Source organism: Nitrospira sp. BLG_1, assembly GCF_047338595.1.
GTDB lineage: Bacteria > Nitrospirota > Nitrospiria > Nitrospirales > Nitrospiraceae > Nitrospira_D.
Genome location: NZ_JBLFBO010000002.1, coordinates 126,622 through 141,856, shown reverse-complemented (window position 1 = coordinate 141,856; position 15,235 = coordinate 126,622). Strand labels below are relative to the sequence as shown.

General features: G+C 54.2%; 18 protein-coding genes. 10 read left to right on the top strand and 8 right to left on the bottom strand.

The genetic code is table 11. From position 1 onward, the window contains the following. Positions 1 to 38: 38 nt before the first annotated feature. Both rnc and ACMTNU_RS02820 read left to right on the top strand, forming a co-directional pair. Positions 39 to 707, top strand: a complete 669-nt coding sequence (gene rnc, locus ACMTNU_RS02825) for a ribonuclease III (protein WP_413933682.1) — start codon at positions 39 to 41, stop codon at positions 705 to 707. Between the two features lie 117 nt (positions 708 to 824). Further along, positions 825 to 1,388 carry a peptidylprolyl isomerase gene (locus ACMTNU_RS02820; RefSeq protein ID WP_413933900.1) on the top strand — a complete coding sequence of 188 codons (564 nt, stop codon included), beginning with the start codon at positions 825 to 827 and terminating at the stop codon, positions 1,386 to 1,388. A 317-nt stretch (positions 1,389 to 1,705) separates the two neighbouring features. On the opposite strand, the gene ACMTNU_RS02815 is transcribed toward ACMTNU_RS02820, so the two are convergent. Further along, entirely contained in the window at positions 1,706 to 2,407 is a 702-nt protein-coding gene (locus ACMTNU_RS02815) for a hypothetical protein (RefSeq protein ID WP_413933681.1), read from the bottom strand. Beyond that, positions 2,404 to 3,387, bottom strand: coding sequence for a hypothetical protein (locus tag ACMTNU_RS02810; RefSeq protein WP_413933680.1), 984 nt, complete (start codon positions 3,385 to 3,387; stop codon positions 2,404 to 2,406). The genes ACMTNU_RS02815 and ACMTNU_RS02810 overlap by 4 nt, the downstream gene beginning before the upstream one ends. 202 nt (positions 3,388 to 3,589) lie before the next feature. Between ACMTNU_RS02810 and folD the strand changes: the two genes are divergently transcribed. The 3 genes from folD to panB are packed head-to-tail and all read left to right on the top strand — an operon-like array spanning position 3,590 to position 6,136. Further along, positions 3,590 to 4,450, top strand: a complete 861-nt coding sequence (folD, locus tag ACMTNU_RS02805; protein WP_413933679.1) for a bifunctional methylenetetrahydrofolate dehydrogenase/methenyltetrahydrofolate cyclohydrolase FolD — start codon at positions 3,590 to 3,592, stop codon at positions 4,448 to 4,450. Between the two features lie 10 nt (positions 4,451 to 4,460). Next, a complete protein-coding gene (locus ACMTNU_RS02800; protein ID WP_413933678.1) occupies positions 4,461 to 5,348 on the top strand; it encodes a methylenetetrahydrofolate reductase in 888 nt (295 codons plus the stop codon). Beyond that, positions 5,348 to 6,136 carry a 3-methyl-2-oxobutanoate hydroxymethyltransferase gene (gene panB / locus ACMTNU_RS02795; protein WP_413933677.1) on the top strand — a complete coding sequence of 263 codons (789 nt, stop codon included), beginning with the start codon at positions 5,348 to 5,350 and terminating at the stop codon, positions 6,134 to 6,136. Before ACMTNU_RS02800 ends, panB begins: the two co-directional genes overlap by 1 nt. Positions 6,137 to 6,142: 6 nt before the next feature. Here panB and ACMTNU_RS02790 read toward each other — a convergent pair whose 3' ends face one another. The 5 genes from ACMTNU_RS02790 to ACMTNU_RS02770 all read right to left on the bottom strand — a co-directional run bounded on the left by ACMTNU_RS02790 (position 6,143) and on the right by ACMTNU_RS02770 (position 10,252). Further along, on the bottom strand, positions 6,143 to 6,961 hold the full coding sequence (locus tag ACMTNU_RS02790) for a symmetrical bis(5'-nucleosyl)-tetraphosphatase (RefSeq protein ID WP_413933676.1): 819 nt from the start codon (positions 6,959 to 6,961) through the stop codon (positions 6,143 to 6,145). Positions 6,962 to 7,087: 126 nt separating this feature from the next. Next, complete coding sequence (locus ACMTNU_RS02785) at positions 7,088 to 9,115, bottom strand: ATP-binding protein (RefSeq protein ID WP_413933675.1); 2,028 nt, start codon at positions 9,113 to 9,115, stop codon at positions 7,088 to 7,090. A gap of 20 nt (positions 9,116 to 9,135) precedes the next feature. After that, positions 9,136 to 9,276 (bottom strand): hypothetical protein, encoded by a 141-nt coding sequence (locus ACMTNU_RS02780; protein WP_413933674.1) that lies wholly within the window; start codon positions 9,274 to 9,276, stop codon positions 9,136 to 9,138. Between the two features lie 285 nt (positions 9,277 to 9,561). Beyond that, complete coding sequence (queF, locus tag ACMTNU_RS02775) at positions 9,562 to 9,990, bottom strand: preQ(1) synthase (protein ID WP_413933673.1); 429 nt, start codon at positions 9,988 to 9,990, stop codon at positions 9,562 to 9,564. A 13-nt stretch (positions 9,991 to 10,003) separates the two neighbouring features. Continuing rightward, positions 10,004 to 10,252 (bottom strand): methylenetetrahydrofolate reductase C-terminal domain-containing protein, encoded by a 249-nt coding sequence (locus tag ACMTNU_RS02770; protein ID WP_413933672.1) that lies wholly within the window; start codon positions 10,250 to 10,252, stop codon positions 10,004 to 10,006. 446 nt (positions 10,253 to 10,698) lie between these two features. On the opposite strand from ACMTNU_RS02770, the gene ACMTNU_RS02765 reads away from it, so the two are divergent. The 5 genes from ACMTNU_RS02765 to ACMTNU_RS02745 are packed head-to-tail and all read left to right on the top strand — an operon-like array spanning position 10,699 to position 14,831. After that, on the top strand, positions 10,699 to 11,592 hold the full coding sequence (locus ACMTNU_RS02765; protein ID WP_086425302.1) for a thiamine pyrophosphate-dependent enzyme: 894 nt from the start codon (positions 10,699 to 10,701) through the stop codon (positions 11,590 to 11,592). A 21-nt stretch (positions 11,593 to 11,613) separates the two neighbouring features. After that, entirely contained in the window at positions 11,614 to 12,330 is a 717-nt protein-coding gene (locus ACMTNU_RS02760) for a 2-oxoacid:acceptor oxidoreductase family protein (protein ID WP_413933671.1), read from the top strand. A 20-nt stretch (positions 12,331 to 12,350) separates the two neighbouring features. Continuing rightward, positions 12,351 to 12,674 carry a pyruvate ferredoxin oxidoreductase gene (locus ACMTNU_RS02755; protein WP_413933670.1) on the top strand — a complete coding sequence of 108 codons (324 nt, stop codon included), beginning with the start codon at positions 12,351 to 12,353 and terminating at the stop codon, positions 12,672 to 12,674. 16 nt (positions 12,675 to 12,690) lie between these two features. After that, complete coding sequence (locus tag ACMTNU_RS02750; protein ID WP_413933669.1) at positions 12,691 to 13,455, top strand: carbon monoxide dehydrogenase beta subunit family protein; 765 nt, start codon at positions 12,691 to 12,693, stop codon at positions 13,453 to 13,455. Positions 13,456 to 13,496: 41 nt separating this feature from the next. Next, a complete protein-coding gene (locus ACMTNU_RS02745; protein ID WP_413933668.1) occupies positions 13,497 to 14,831 on the top strand; it encodes a transketolase C-terminal domain-containing protein in 1,335 nt (444 codons plus the stop codon). A gap of 144 nt (positions 14,832 to 14,975) precedes the next feature. On the opposite strand, the gene ACMTNU_RS02740 is transcribed toward ACMTNU_RS02745, so the two are convergent. Then, positions 14,976 to 15,224, bottom strand: a complete 249-nt coding sequence (locus tag ACMTNU_RS02740; RefSeq protein ID WP_086425298.1) for a hypothetical protein — start codon at positions 15,222 to 15,224, stop codon at positions 14,976 to 14,978. Positions 15,225 to 15,235 lie beyond the last annotated feature (11 nt).

The following is a 15,235-nucleotide window of genomic DNA, read 5'->3' as shown; positions in this document are numbered from 1 at the left end:
TGATGCCTGCCTCTTCTGCTGACTCCTCACGTGCTTTCTTGAAATATCGATTCAGGGATGACAATATTTTGGAAGAGGCGCTCACGCACAAGTCGTACGTGAATGAGCGTCGGGAGCCTGGGCGGACACACAATGAACGCCTTGAGTTTTTGGGAGACGCCGTTTTATCGCTGATTATCAGTGATTATCTGGCCAGGCACTATCCCGAACTGAGTGAAGGAGCTCTCTCCAAGCTCAAGGCAAAGCTGGTGAGCGAGGCGCCGTTGGCGAATGCCGCACGGCGGCTTGATCTTGGGCGCTATCTGAGGCTTGGTCGAGGGGAGGAACGATCCAAAGGAAGGGATAAGGCGTCACTGCTGGCTGACGCGCTGGAAGCCGTCATTGCTGCGGTGTATCTGGACGGAGGGTTTGATGTCAGCCGTGATATCACGGTCGATATTCTAGCCGAGGAGCTCCGCCAACTTGATGCCGCTCATGAACAACCCGGAGGTGACGACTACAAAACGCGTTTTCAGGAATGGTGTCAAAAGCGGTATGAGATGTTGCCGCAGTACCTGGTAGTGGGTGAAACCGGACCAGACCATCAGAAGCTCTTTGAGGTGGAAGTGAAGGTGAATCAGAGAGTGGTCGGGGTTGGCCGGGGAAACAGCAAGAAAGAAGCAGAACAGGAGGCAGCACAGCAAGCGTTGGAGCAGATGGGGCATTGAGGTAGCATCCCGTTGGAGCCGGGGAGGTGCTACCAGATTGGATTACTATGATCAGAAGAATAGGGGAGGTCGGTGATGTTCAAGCAATCAGGATGGCGGATACTGGCGGGGGGGCTGATCGGGTTGATGTTGCTGGTCTCAGGAATCGGGTTGCTTCCCGCAGCCGACAACACGTCCAATTCAAAGACGGACGCTCCGAAGAGTGCGCGGGCCGTCATCAAAACAAAATTCGGTGATATCGAAATCAAATTCTATCCGGATGTGGCGCCCAAGCACGTCGAGAACTTTGTCAAGTTGGCCAAGGCGGGTTTCTACAACGGAACAATTTTCCATCGTGTGATTCCTGGGTTCATGATCCAGGGCGGAGATCCGAATACGAAGGATTCGCTCAAAAAGGACACCTACGGGCAGGGTGGTCCTGGTCATACGGTGAAGGCCGAGTTCAGTGACATCCCACACAAGCGCGGCATTCTCTCAATGGCTCGGGCAGCAGATCCGGATTCTGCGGGGTCTCAGTTTTTCATCGTGGTAGAGGATTCTCGATTCCTAGATCGCAAGTACTCGGTGTTTGGAGAAGTGACGAAAGGCATTGGCGTAGCTGATAAAATCGTGAATTTGCCACGTGACGAACGTGATAATCCGCGGGATCGTATAGAAATGACCGTGACCATCGTGGAATAGGATTGTGTCCATTATGCTTCGAGGTCTTCCTCAGAGGGGAAGGTGATGAAGGAGGAGTTTGTTGGTCCGGTGCGTTCACGAGTGAGCCAAGGCCAAGTCAGGTAGACGGTCGCGAACGAGACTCTCAGCGTGCCGACAACGATACCAGGAGTGTACCCCGAGGCTGTTCCGAAAGGCGGTTGTTTGTACCCACTCGCCCCATTGTGCCAAGGCCGCCGTAAGCGAAGAGGCGAATCGTACTCTCTGGCGAACCTTGAGCTTTTGACCCCGCTTCGGCAGGGCGGAGAACGCCGCTGGCGGACGTTACCGACAGCCTCTTAGTGATGGTGCCGGCAATCAGGACCGTGCGTGTGTCCTTCTGACGGCGGCGGTGAAGGCAGTAAGGATTGTCCGGGAAGAAAGATGTGTCCTGGTTCGTGCTTCCTCTTGAGATGATCGGCGATTTCCGGATGGTGTGTCTTCACATAGCCGATCAGTCCTCCCAGAAACCGGCTGGACTGAAAATCCTTTCCTGAAAACGTCGACACGAACTTGTCGATTTTGTCCAGGACGGCAGGCGCATCCGTTAGATCTGCGATCTGCGCAGGGTTCTGCTTTTTGAAGCTCTCATACTCCTTGCGGAGATGTTCAGCAAATACCGGCATAGGAGCGGCCGGTATATGGAGCGGGCTGAGTGTGCGCCGGAGGGCTTGAAGCGCCGTGATTACCTCGGCATCCTGTCCGTCCCGGCGACCTTCAAAATAACTAAACGTAATGACTTCAATCAGATTAAAGAGGGCAACGGCCTTCTGTCCCCCAGACTCGTCTAACTCTCGATAGAAGTCTCGGCGAAGTGGTAAGAACTGCTCACTGAGCCGTTTTTGTTGGTAATCGCTTCCGGCGTCAAGATAGAGGCAATCCGCTGGGCAGGAGATACGAGTGATTCGATGTTCGCCGCAGCAGAGGCTGCAGATGGATCCGCCTAGCGCGGGACATGGGCGTTTCCCTTTGCGGTCATGACAATACGCACAGGCATTCATTTCTTTGGTCCTTCCGGGGTTAGCTTCGGGGGGGGAGGGATGAACCCGTAGTCGGCAAGTGTGCGTTTCTCGCCTTTGGATTTGGCCGATGATGGGGTTTCCAAGCCGTTCATTTCAGCCGCATGGACATAGTAGTAGGGAACTAAAATAAGATTGTTCGTGCGGTCGATACCGATGTCGGCTGGAGCGAGGAGATACTCGGCGATGACCTGGAAACGATGGTCTCTGGTCATTCGCCAAATCTTCCCTTTTGTAAGGTCAGAGACATACATGTTCCCCCACTGATCGAAATCGACTCCGCTGAGATTCTGGAAACGGCTGGTGAAAAATCCATTCGCCTCCAGTTCGGTCAATTGTCCGTCAGGAGTGACTTCCAGGATTTTCCCTTTGTCCCAGCTCACGGCAATGAGGTGGTCAGTCGTGGGGTGGACGGCGAGCCCCGCAGGGCCTGCCAGTCGCTCGTCGTGGATCAAGAGGTCAACCCGATAATGATCCGATGGATTGACGCGATAGATGGAATTGGCGCTCTGATCAGATACGTAGAGGAGACCGGTTTGCGAGGCTGCAACATCGGTCAAGGAGACCTGCGACCGTGACGGCGGAGAGAAGGAGACCGTGATCAGCAATTTTCCGGTTGTCTTGTCGAAGCCCTTCAGTTGATCAAGGTCGGCGACGTAGAGCATGGCCCCAACTAAGGCCATTCCCTTGGGCGCGTGCAGCGAGACCTCTGACACCCCGCCTTGGATGAACTTGAGGTTGATAATTTTTCCCTCGGTATTCAATTTCGTGATGAACCCGTTATTATCACGAGCTTCAGGCTCTCCATTGACGTTGGAGATGAAATATTCTTTTCCTGAGGCATCGCCGATAAAGCTATTGGGCGTCTCCAGCCCGGTAATTTGCGCTGCCTCGCAGGGTAAGGAAAGACCAAGAATCAGGGCTGCAAAAAGGAAAGGGTGCTGATAGGAAGATAGAGGCAACGGAAGGGTATCCCAGAATTAGTCTTGTAGTCATCGTATCCAAGGGGTAACTTGACTGTCAAGAAACGACGATGCGGGAGTATCATCGTTTGAAAATTGTCCCTGCCTGCTCACGCATCATCGTCCAGCGTTGACTTGCATAAAATTCCCCTGCTAAGTTGCCAGAAAATTTACTGACTGACTCGCGAGAGGGAGGAAGATCGTGGCCGCACAATTGATTGATGGCAAAGCATTGGCGCAACAGGTTCGTGATCGGCTGGCACAAGAATCGGCAGAATTATTGGCGAAAAAGGGGATAGTCCCTGGCCTGGCGACCATCCTGGTCGGCGATGATCCCGCCTCGCATGTCTACGTGAAGAACAAACAAAAGGCGTGCGAAATGGCCGGCATCTATGTTGACGACCACAAGCTCCCAGCCAGTACGAGTCAGGCCGACTTATTAGCGCTTATCGAAAAAAAGAATACGGATCCCAAGATTCATGGCATCCTGGTTCAACTACCCTTACCCAAGCATATCGATAGCAAGGTGATTCTCGAAGCGGTGTCTCCGCTGAAGGATGCAGACGGGTTTCATCCCTACAACTTCGGCCGACTGGTGGAGGGGCACCCCGTGTTTGAAGCCTGTACACCCAAGGGCGTGATTAAGATGATTGAATCTGCCGGGGTAACTATCGAGGGTAAACGGGCTGTCGTCGTTGGACGAAGCAACATTGTGGGGAAGCCGCTGGCGCTGATGTTGCTGCAGCGGAACGCGACCGTCACAATTTGCCATTCAAAAACCAAGGATCTTCCTGCGGTCTGCCGTGAGGCCGATCTGCTCCTCGTTGCGATCGGGAAAGCCAAGTTCGTCACCGCGGATATGGTACGCGAAGGGGCAGTCGTGATCGATGTGGGCACGAACAAGACACCGGAGGGGAAGTTATGCGGCGATGTGGATTTTGAGCCGGTGAAGCAGAAGGCGGGCTGGATCAGCCCGGTGCCAGGCGGTGTGGGTCCCATGACGATTGCCATGTTGCTGGAGAATACGGTCGAGTCCGCGAAACGGGCAGCAGGAATGAAATGAGAGGCCGGGAATGAGCCGAGAGCCGCAGCGTTTGATCGATGTTCTGAATCGCGGAACATTCGCCGTGACCGTCGAATATAACCCCCCCAAGGGGACGAATATCTCCGCGGTGCTGGAGAATGCCAAACAGCTGGTGGGGCGTGTCCATGGCGTGAATATCACCGACAACACCGCCGCAGTAGTTCGGGCAGGATCGCTTCCGGTCTGCCGCCTGCTCTACGAGCTGGGGCATGATCCTGTCATGCAACTGACCTGTCGTGATCGCAATCGGATTGCGATGCAATCGGATTTGATGGGCGCCCATATGCTTGGGATCAGGAACATTTTATGCCTCACTGGCGACTATCCCACAGTCGGGGATCACAAAGAGGCCAAGCCCGTCTACGATCTGGACTCGGTCCAAGTCATGCAGCTGGTGCAGGGCTTGAACAACGGCAAGGACATGATGGGTAACAAGCTCGACGGGTCCACGGCCTTCACGATCGGGGCGGCCGTGACACCGGAGGCCGATCTCATCGGGCCGGTGTTGGCGAAATTTGAGGTGAAAGTGAAAGCCGGCGCCCAATTCTTCCAGACCCAAGCGGTCTATAATCCCGAGATTTTTGCCAGCTTCATGAAACAGGTGCGACCGTTTAACGTGAAGGTATTGGCGGGGATCCTCGTGTTACGGAACCACAAGATGGCCGAATTCATGAACGCCAATATCCCCGGGATGGCGGTGCCGAAGGAGATGATCGATGAACTGAAGGCTGCCGGAGATCGGGCTGAGGATGTCGGCGTTGACATTGCCGTGCGGTCAATCAAGGCAGTACGCCCCCATTGTGACGGAGTTCATCTCATGGCGATCAAGGCCACGCATCGATTGGCTGAGATCATCACCAAGGCAGAATTGGGCTGATGACGATCCTTGACGTTCAGCAGCATAAACGGGAACGTAAGAAGCTCGTCGTCGTCACGGCCTACGATGCATTGTTTGCCGGTATTGTCGAGCAAGCGGGTATCCGGGTCATCTTGGTCGGAGATTCTCTTGGTGTGGTTGTTCAGGGGAAGGCCAATACCCTCTCTGTGACGATGGAAGACATGCTCTATCACACCAAGCTTGTGGCGGGTGCGGCCTCACGTGCTCTGGTCATCAGTGACATGCCGTTTATGTCGTATCAGGTCAGCACTGAAGATGCGGTGCGCAACGCAGGTCGATTAATCCAGGCCGGCGCTGCTGCGGTCAAGCTCGAAGGCGGTGCCGTCATGGCTGATCGGGTGAAAGCGATGACCAGTCTGGGGATTCCCGTCGTGGGCCATCTGGGCATGACGCCGCAGTCCGTTCATGCGCTCGGTGGGTATAAAGTCCAGGGGAAGGTGGATGATCAAGTCTCCAAATTGCTGGACGATGCGAGATCGCTTGAAGCGGCCGGAGCGTTTGCGCTCGTGTTGGAGGCGATCCCTGCAGAGCTTGCCAGAAGGGTGACTCAGGCGCTGTCAATTTCCACCATTGGGATTGGGGCAGGGCCTCACTGCGATGGCCAAGTCCTCGTACTCTACGATCTTCTCGGTCTCTTCGATACCTTCGTCCCGAAATTCGTGAAGACCTATGCGCACCTCAAGACCGATGCCATCCAAGCCCTGAGTCGATACAAAGAAGAAGTCGAGCAGGGGAGATTTCCCAGCGATTCAGAAAGCTATCACTGAGCGGTTTCAGTCTTGGCCGGTCATCCCGTTGCATGGAACCTGAAAAAGTTTCCGGTCCTCCAGGCATACGGCCGTCAGTTCTCTTCCCCACACGCAACCGCTGTCGATCGAGAGAAGCTGGTCTTTGCAGTGAAGCCCTAGCGCCGCCCAGTGGCCGCAGACAATCGTTGTGTCGCGATGCTTCCTGTTCGTGATTTTAAACCAGGGGAAGTATCCGGAAGGGATTCGCTCAGGGGGACCATTATAGGAAGATTCCATTCGACCGTCAGATGAACAGGCGCGGAGTCTGGTCAATACTTTGATGATGGTGGCGAGCCTGGTCGGGCCGGACAGGTTCGAAGACCATTGGAGATGTTTACTCGGATACAACGCGCGAAGGGTGTCTCGATAAGAAGGACCTTGCAGACTCACCTCGACCTCACGGGCCAGCATCTCCGCCTCGTCGATGGACCATTGCGGGAGTAAGCCGGCATGGACCATGGCAAACGGCCCTTCACGATACAAGAGCCGTTGCTGTCTGAGCCACGCCAGAAGTTCCTCCCGATCCGGTGCGGCGAGAACCGCTTGCAACGTGTCTTCCGGACGAACAGTCGCGATCTGTTCCGCCACGGCAAGGAGGAAGAGATCGTGGTTGCCCAAGACGGCGACGGCCCGATTTCCAAGCTTCTTGATGTAGCGAAGGACGCTCAGCGAGTCAGGGCCACGATTGACCAGATCGCCGACGAACCAGAGGCGATCTCTGGAAGGGTCGAATCGAATATGCTGGATGAGACGTTGCAAAGGTTCGTAACATCCCTGCACATCTCCGATCGCGTAGGTGGCCATGAGTAGCCTTGAGGGTACCGTGCCGCGTTTGATGGTGCAAGCACTTCGCTCCGCAATCCCGGTCAGCGTCAGCCATGAAGCCGAATCAACGTAAGATTATAGTGTTTCAATGTGCACCCATTCGTTTTAGGCTGCTTTTTTCAACCAGGGTGCCAATGCGTGGTGCAGTTGATCGACAGTGAAGGGTTTGGTGAGGTACCCGTCCATTCCGGCCGCCAGACACTGTTCTCGATCGCCTTCCATCGCATTGGCAGTGAGCGCGAGGATTGGGAGACGGCGGCGATGTGAGTGCTGGCTCTCCTGTTCACGAATCAACTGAGAAGCCTTCAAGCCATCAAGGTTCGGCATCTGGCAATCCATGAGGACCAGGTCGTAGGAGTGAGCGGCGACTGCGGTGAGCGCTTCTTGCCCGTCTTCGGCAATGTCTACCGCACATCCCAATAATTCCAGCATTGCCACGGCGATTTCACGATTAACCACGTTGTCTTCGGCGAGCAAGATTTTCCCGTGGAGAGTCGCTGGATGATGTTGCGGCTGTGCTATGGCCGATGCCGTCTCTTTGTCCGGACGAACCTCCAGTGGAACGGTAAGTCCAAACGTTGAGCCGAGACCCGGTGTGCTTTCGAGATCAACGGTTCCTCCCATCAAGCGAACAAGCTGTTTGACGATCGCGAGACCGAGACCAGTTCCTCCAAACTTGCGGGTCGTCGATTCGTCGGCTTGGGCAAATGCATCGAAAATGCGGGACTGCGATTCGGGTGGAATGCCGATGCCTGTATCACGAACTGTCACACGAAGTAGGATCTGCTCAGCGTCACGCTTGAGACAGTCCGCACTGACGGTGATCGATCCGTTGGCGGTAAATTTAATGGCGTTCCCAATGAGATTCAGTAGGACTTGTCGCAATCGTGTTGGATCTCCCCGAAGTGTAGAGGGAATACTCGATGATATCTGCACGGACAGGGAGAGCCCCTTTTGACGAGCAACTTCGGAAAGTAACGTGATGACATCATCAAGGAGGTGGGAGAGGTTCATATCGGTGTGCTCGAGTTGGAGCTTCCCGACCTCAATCTTAGAGTAATCCAGAATGCCATTGATGATCGTGAGCAACGAGGCGGCAGATTGTTGCACGGTATGGGCCATATGCTGCTGTTTCTCGGTGAGGGGGGTCGCGAGGAGCAGTTCAGTCATACCGAGGATTCCGTTCATCGGAGTGCGGATTTCATGACTCATGTTGGCCAAGAATTGAGACTTTGCGACGCTGGCCGCTTCAGCGGCATCTTTCGCGAGGGTCAATTCTCGTTGAACAGACTTGATCGTCGTAATGTCCGATGCGACACCAAGAAAACTCGTGATCGCCCCTTCGGGATTGCGTAAAGCTGTGATAGTCAGGAGGACGGTGAGTCGACTCCCATCCTTTCTGATGTAGGTCCACTCATGGGCATTGGGAAGTCCTCGACGAGACTTTTCGACGAAGACGTTGAAACCTGGTTCTAAGTCAATGCCAAGCTCTGCAGAAAACGCCTGGGCACGTGTCACCACTTCCTGGGGGTCGTGGAAAATCGCCGGTGTCTGTTTCCCAACCAATTCTCCAGCCGAGTAACCTAAGAGCTGTTCAGCGGCAGGATTGAACACACGGATGATTCCATCCGGCGTCGCCGAGATGATGGCGTGCCCGGCATTGTCCAGGATCGCCTTCTGAAATTCAGACAAGTCACGAAGCGCTTGTTCCGCGCGTTTCTGTTCGCTGATGTCTCGTACGGTGGCCTGTAAACCCGTTTGTCCCTTCAACGTAACTCGAGTCAACAAAACGGTTGCAGTGAAGTTCGGTCCGTTGATGCGGCGATGGGTCCATTCAAAAAAATGCGATCCATCCTCCATGGCTTGTCGAATCACTTTTGGGGCTTTATCGGCTGAGCGTTCACCGTCCGGCTGAAGAAGAGGCGATACATCCCATGGGCCGAGTGTGGTGAAGTGCTCGATGCTCTTGGCTCCGAACAGGGCAACGGTTGCAGGATTGCATGTGGTGAATTTCCATTCCGGGGGAAACAGCAGCATGATGGCATCACGCGACGATTCGAACAGTTCACGGTACTTGGTTTCACTTTCCCGTAATGCCTGCTTTATCTGGGTGTGTTCCGATGGCTGATTCATGCCAGACACTTCAGAAACGATTAGGGAAGACCGATTTCATTGTGTGGGTGGGCACGACGATCGCTCGATGGAAATGTGGTGCGCAATTGCGTTGCCGGAGACAGCGCTGTCCGCCCATCGATGTTTTGTGTGAGCGGTCTGAATTCTTGAGAAAATCTCATCACACTTTCCTCGAAAAATCGAGTTGTTCCAGATATTGCTCCTTTAGGGGAGTAGTGAATTACGCCACCTATGCTTCGTCAAGGCTCGCTCTCGCTCCACGGGGAATGTGCGGATGAGTGTAGGGGGAAGGCGAATCGTCGATCAGTTTGATTTGTTTCAGACAGCGAGTGCGGCCGGCGAGTGCTTCATTGATACGGTGACATTGACAGTTCACCCTGAAGCCCGTCGAAGAGCGTAGGGCGAACGGTAAGGTTAAGGAACTTACGGGATATTACACCAGGAGATTACGGCTTTTGTGGAGGGTAGCGAGCCTCAATCTTGCTTGAGAGCCCGCCTCGTGCGGTGAAAGTACCGGTCACCGTTGCCCACACAGGCCTACAGGCCTTGACGACATCATGAAGGATGCGGTTGACGGAGTTCTCGTAAAAGATGCCGAGATTCCGGTAGGCGTGGATATACATTTTGAGCGCTTTGAGTTCGAGACAGGCTTTGTCGGGCATGTAGTGCAGCGTGATGGTGCCGAAATCCGGCAAATTCGTCTTGGGGCAAATCGCCGTGTACTCGGGAATCTCGATCGTGATCTCATAGCCCTTATACTGGTTTGGAAAGGTTTCGATCTCCGGCAGCGGCGCATTGATCCCACTCTTGGCATGCCGCTCATTGTAGCCTAGCCTTGTGACCTTGGGCTGTCTTCCGACCGTTTCACGTTTCACGTTTCACGCCTCACTACACTTGTTTCATCCAATCAGTCTGACCGATCTTCTCTAATTCGAGATACAGGGAGACCCATGGACATTTCATGTCCGGGTATACCTCACACAGTCCACCTTTCCGGACTCCTCCACAGGGGCCATGTGCCATGAATTTTGGGCACTCGGCCTTGAGTGTGTTATCAGGAATCGGGGGGCGTTTATGCACTCCACCGACATGGGTCCCGGCCTCGTCTTCGCCGGGGATCAGTACTCGCAGCGACATACATTGCAGTGTAAACAGATTGTTGTGGATCGGCAATCTCTAAACATGAATTGCCATACATAAGCCAAGCAGTCTCCGCAGCAACCAGCTCCATGGCTTGGGGCAAATGGCCTACGTCTGACCGTCGAATCTAGGCCTTCTTTTGGAAACCGTGGGTCCTCTTTGAAGTTGCGTTGATTTTCGTGACGTTATACTATCTTCAGGAGATTTCGACAGCCTGTTAGTCGGTGGGGCAACCTAATCTGCGCAGAGAAAAGGCCGTACAAACATTGACAGTCTTTTTTCGGCTTTGCTAGGATGCCTGTGGTCTGGTGGTTCGGTTTAGAGTGTACTGAATCGTTCAAACCCTCAAGTCCCCAAGTTTTCTTTCGTGAGTCATGATTCGGCAGAGTGACGAAAATATGAGCAGCGGCATGCCGTTGCCAACGATATAAGGGAGGTGCCTAATGAGCCTTGATTACGTCAAGTTCTCCAACGGATTTGAAAAGTTTATGCCGAAAGAATATCGAGATTTGGTCGAGCACGGACCGTTTGGCAAGAAAGTCTCGGTTTCACAGGTTGGAAGTTTCAAGGAAGTGCTTGAAGAACACCCTATGTGCGCCGGTTGTGCGATGACGCTCTTCATTCGCTTGGCTATGGTGGCGTTCCCAAATCCAGAAGATACGATTACCGTCGGGACGGCCGGTTGTGGTCGTCTGGCTATTTCGCAGGCTGCCATTCCCTTTGTCTATGGCAACTACGGAGACCAGAATGGAGTGGCGAGCGGCCTCTCACGTGGCCTTCGGCTTCGTTTCGGTGACAAGCCGAAAGATGTGGTCGTGATGGCCGGGGATGGTGGAACGGCGGACATCGGTTTCCAGCAGGTGCTGCATTCATGGTTCCGCAAGGAACGATTTACGACCATCATGTTGGACAACGAAGTGTACGGAAATACCGGCGGTCAAGAAAGCGGGATGACCAACCGTGGTGCGGTGTTGAAGATGGCTCCTCTCGGGAAGAAGTTCGAGAAGATGGATATGCTGCAGATGGCGAAGGTCGCGGGTTGTGCCTATGTGGCGACCGTGGTGCCGAATAATCCGCGTCGTGTGGAAAGCGTCATCAAGAAAGCCGTGCTGATCGCACGCGAAGTCGGGTCCACCTATATTCAAGCCTACACATCCTGCAACATTGAGTACGCCATTCCGACCGATAAGGTCATGGAAGACGCGAAGACGGTTGAAAATGACCGGTATCAGTTTACGGAGTATGTCAGCGAAGAAGCGAAGCAGTATCTCACTGAGCGCTATGGCTACAAGGAGTTTCTTGCCAAGCCGGCTGCTGCGATTCCTAATAAGGCCTAAGCGAACGAAGGAGAGTCCACGATGGCAAAGCGCTTCAATATTCGAATGGCAGGTGTGGGCGGACAAGGCGTCGTGACTGGGTCGCACATACTGAGTACTGCCGTCATCAATGCCGGCGGTGAAAGCACGATCGTGCCGTTCTATGGATCGGAAAAGCGAATGGCGCCGGTCGAAAGCTATGTTCGCGTGTCGGATGAACCGATCTATGAGATCGGCGAAATCACCTTCCCGCACATCATTATCATCTTCCATCCTCAAGTCATTACGCACGGCAAGTCTTACACGATGCCGTTCTACTTCGGCTTGAAGGAAGATGGGATTGCATTGATCAACAACGATGGGCCGATGAATCTCCATCGAGATCAGGCGGCTGAGCTGAAAGAACGGCGTGCGAAGCTGTATTACTTCCCTGCGACGAAGATCTCTCTTGAAGTCGCCGGTATGGATCTGGCTACCAACATGGCGTTGATGGGCTGTATCGGTGCCATTACGGGGTTGACGAGCATGGCGGGGCTGGATCAAGCCGTGAAGGATCGGTTCCTTGGGAAGGGCTTCGTGGTATCTGGTGGTACGGCCGCGCTTGACAGCGTCGTGGAGCGGAAGTTCAAAAAGAAGCAAGAACTGATCGAAAAGAACGTTGCCGTCATGCGGGCCGGGTGGAACTACGCTGTTGATCATGGTTGGGCTGCGGCTGATGTCAAGCGGGTGGAAGAGCCTGTCGCTGCAGCCACCGCGTAACCGGTTATAAAGGAGTTTCCATGTACCTCGTAGCCGATATCAGTGTCGAAATTTGTGCCGCGAAGAGTTGTAAGCTTTGCACGCAGTACTGTCCGGAAGCCAACACGATCCTCTACAGCGACGAGATGGGTAAAGATCAAGGGTTCAAGTACGGATCCGCCTATGTCGCTGTTGACCGATGTAAAGGATGTGCGCAATGTGTGTGGGTCTGCGACACCATGGCAAAGAATAATGCCATCAAGATGATCATGATCGACCAACTGCCCAAAGCGGCATTGACGGACAATATTACGTACGGAGAGAAGAGCACCACGGCGGTGTTAGCAAGCCCTGTCGTCGGGTAAGGAAAGGGAATCAGGCGTGGCCATCACACAAGATACGAGAGAGCGGATCATCGTGCCGGGTCCGGCGGGGTTCCACCCGCCGTCTGCGGCTCAGTTAGGTGTCGACCTGCCGGATCCTGGGCAGGGATTGTACTACGGCCTTCTTGAGCCAAATGAGGAAGTTGTTATTGAAGAGATGGCTCGAAAGATGCTGACGAGCCCGAATGCGACGATTTTCCCGGGTCCCTTGCTTTTGTGGGCCTGGAACGACCATGCAGTAGAAAAAGCAAAAGCGACATTGGAAATTGCCGCACAGATTCCGGAAGTAATGATTATTCCCATGCCGGATTATCGTCCGAAGTATCCGAAGATCGATCCTGAGGAAGTGATCAATCCGAATCATCCGAATTTGACGATCTGGGGCAACAAGATCGAAGCCTGCATCTTTATCGGTGTGCATTGCCATTATGCCAACCTCACCCTCAAGATGATCCGGGCGGGAACCAATTGCTGTACGATGGCGATCTGTGCGGAGCAAGGCCACGAAGATGCCATGCTTACGATCCGGGACTCCGATACGCTGAAAATCAAGCGCGTCGCGCAGATTTTTAAGCGTGTCCGGGAAGAACTGGGGATCAAGTTGCCGGAGAATGGAGAAAACGTCCGTTTTACCGGTACCCAGTCAAAGGTCCATGGTGGTAAGACTCATACCAATCCGATGGCGTTTGCCCCGACTCCTGGTGGAGCAGGCAGTGCAGCCATGTTTGGCCATTCTGCAGAACAGATGAAGCGAGAAGGGTAGGCTGAGCGAATAGCTCACCGCCCATATAGAGAGGTGCGATTATGAGCGAGACTGAAGTGAAAACGAATCCACAAGGCGACCCGATTACCAGTGTGGCGGCTCCAGCGAGCGCTAAGAAGCAAGATCCGCATGGCGAAGCAAAACGTCAGAAGGTCGTGACTCCTGAATACATGTTTCATGAGGCACCGCGGACGAAGGAGTTCATCACGGGCAGCGAAGCGGCCAAGGAAGCGATCCGTCGCTCAAACGTGGATTTAGCCATCGCCTATCCGATCACACCGCAGAGTGAAACTATGCAGCTCGTCGGGGTGCTCTACGGTGAAGGCTATGTGAAAGAGTACTATCGTGGTGAAGAAGAAGTCGGTGTGATGGCTGCCATCGCAGGTGGATCTCGTGCAGGCGTTCGATGCTATACGGCCACAGCTGGGCCCGGTACGTTGCGTGGGCTGGAAGGCATTGCGTCCTGGCCTGGCCACCGGCTTCCGGTGGTTGCGATGTTTACCTGCCGCGTCGTCAATGCGCCACTTGCCATTCAGCCGGACAATATCGAAGTCGCGTACCTGCTGAACTGCGGCATGATTGTGTTCCATGCCGAAAATCAACAGGACATGTTCGATTTCACGATGGCCGGCTTCACGATCAGTGAAAAGAACGACGTGACCCTGCCGGTTGGGGTCTGCTGCGACGGGTTCTTTGTGACGCATGCCCGTGGCTACGTGCGGATGCAAGATCGTGGGATCAAGTTGCCGCCGCGTGAAGCCTGGCGTGGTGCGGTGCCGGTACTCGATGCCGAGAATCCTCCGGCTCGTCTGTCCCGTGACGCCCCGGTTCAGAAGTCGAACTTCATGGCTTATAACATCCATGCGGTCTGGCAGCAGGAAGTGTGGGCGGCTGTCGAGCGGTCCCGCAAGTACATTAATAAGTACATGGGTGGTTTGCTGACAGCGGAAAATGTGGAAGGCGCTGATGCGATCATTATCGCTTCTGGAAGCGCTGCAGCTCAGTCGCGGGAAGCCGTGCGCCTCTGTAAGGACAAGGGTCTTAATGTCGGCCTCATCAAGGTTCGTTCGCTCCGTCCATTCCCGACTAAGGAGTTGCGCGAATTGTGCGGGAAGGCCAAATTGATCGTCGTCCCGGAATTCAACTATGTCGGCTGGTTGGCGAAAGAAGTAGCCACTGCGATCTATGGGTACTCCAAGGCCAAGATCATCGGAGGCCCGCGCGTCTACGGTGGTCAGTCCATGCCGGTGGAGTTGATCGTGGACGAAGTCGAATCCGGTCTGACCGGGAAGAAGTCGACGAACGTTGCGATGTCGCAGGTCATGGGCGGTACCGTCAATCCAGACGAAGTTGCCCAGTTTATGCGAAGCATCTAACTGCGTACAGAAGCTAAAACACAAAGAGCCTGTCCGGACTTCATTCCGGACAGGCTCTTTTGCTTTTGGTACACTGCGTGAATCGTGATAACGTATCTTCTAAGCATTCAACGAACAACGCTTCACGAAATACGAGCGACGTTGTTACCCCTGAATCTCATCCTCCACCATCTCCTCACTGGCCGGCATCCCGTAAGCCACATATTTCGCATAGGACAGATAGATCCCTGCACTATCCGTCATGGCTTTGGACCCAGCCGTCAACCGCACAACCTTATCGGAACCGGGTGGTTCGATGTTTTGGAGCATGGTGACATGGTCGTGCAGGAGTCGGATATAGCGTTCCACCGCCGATTCAACGTCTTTATAGGCCTTCAGAATATCATCGGTCATGATTGTCCTCC

Excerpts from the sequence above, each read along its gene's own strand:
- ACMTNU_RS02815 (WP_413933681.1), bottom strand. The coding sequence starts at position 2,407 with ATGAATGCCTGTGCGTATTGTCATGACCGCAAAGGGAAACGCCCATGT.
- ACMTNU_RS02800 (WP_413933678.1), top strand. The coding sequence starts at position 4,461 with ATGAGCCGAGAGCCGCAGCGTTTGATCGATGTTCTGAATCGCGGAACA.
- panB (WP_413933677.1), top strand. The coding sequence starts at position 5,348 with ATGACGATCCTTGACGTTCAGCAGCATAAACGGGAACGTAAGAAGCTC.
- ACMTNU_RS02790 (WP_413933676.1), bottom strand. The coding sequence starts at position 6,961 with ATGGCCACCTACGCGATCGGAGATGTGCAGGGATGTTACGAACCTTTG.
- ACMTNU_RS02785 (WP_413933675.1), bottom strand. The coding sequence starts at position 9,115 with ATGAATCAGCCATCGGAACACACCCAGATAAAGCAGGCATTACGGGAA.
- ACMTNU_RS02780 (WP_413933674.1), bottom strand. The coding sequence starts at position 9,276 with ATGAGATTTTCTCAAGAATTCAGACCGCTCACACAAAACATCGATGGG.
- ACMTNU_RS02770 (WP_413933672.1), bottom strand. The coding sequence starts at position 10,252 with ATGTCGCTGCGAGTACTGATCCCCGGCGAAGACGAGGCCGGGACCCAT.
- ACMTNU_RS02765 (WP_086425302.1), top strand. The coding sequence starts at position 10,699 with ATGAGCCTTGATTACGTCAAGTTCTCCAACGGATTTGAAAAGTTTATG.
- ACMTNU_RS02760 (WP_413933671.1), top strand. The coding sequence starts at position 11,614 with ATGGCAAAGCGCTTCAATATTCGAATGGCAGGTGTGGGCGGACAAGGC.
- ACMTNU_RS02755 (WP_413933670.1), top strand. The coding sequence starts at position 12,351 with ATGTACCTCGTAGCCGATATCAGTGTCGAAATTTGTGCCGCGAAGAGT.
- ACMTNU_RS02745 (WP_413933668.1), top strand. The coding sequence starts at position 13,497 with ATGAGCGAGACTGAAGTGAAAACGAATCCACAAGGCGACCCGATTACC.
- ACMTNU_RS02740 (WP_086425298.1), bottom strand. The coding sequence starts at position 15,224 with ATGACCGATGATATTCTGAAGGCCTATAAAGACGTTGAATCGGCGGTG.